We start from the raw sequence: 262 nt of genomic DNA, 5'->3' as shown, positions 1-262 counted from the left end.
CAGTGTCCCCTTCGTCTAGAGGCCCAGGACACCGCCCTTTCACGGCGGTAACAGGGGTTCGAATCCCCTAGGGGACGCCAGCGTTCAACTGATGAGGTCAGACCTCCCAGGGGACGCCACTTGCTGGTTTGTGTGAGTGAAAGTCGCCGGCCCCCGTATCTCAAAACTGACTTGCGAGTCATGTTTGAGATATTTGCTCTTTAAAAATCTGGATCAAGCTGAAAATTGAAACGACACACGTAAAGTGTGTATGAGTCTCTCA

Annotated in this window: 1 tRNA gene; it reads left to right on the top strand. The window is 51.9% G+C overall.

From position 1 onward, the window contains the following. Window positions 1-4: 4 nt before the first annotated feature. A tRNA-Glu gene (locus OGV67_RS01885) sits at window positions 5-80 on the top strand. Window positions 81-262 lie beyond the last annotated feature (182 nt).

Origin of the sequence: Citrobacter sp. CK188, from assembly GCF_030333525.1 — a bacterium.
Lineage (GTDB): Bacteria > Pseudomonadota > Gammaproteobacteria > Enterobacterales > Enterobacteriaceae > Citrobacter_B > Citrobacter_B koseri.
The sequence above is the reverse complement of the archived record's forward strand: the minus strand, read 5'-3'. Positions and strand labels throughout refer to the sequence as shown.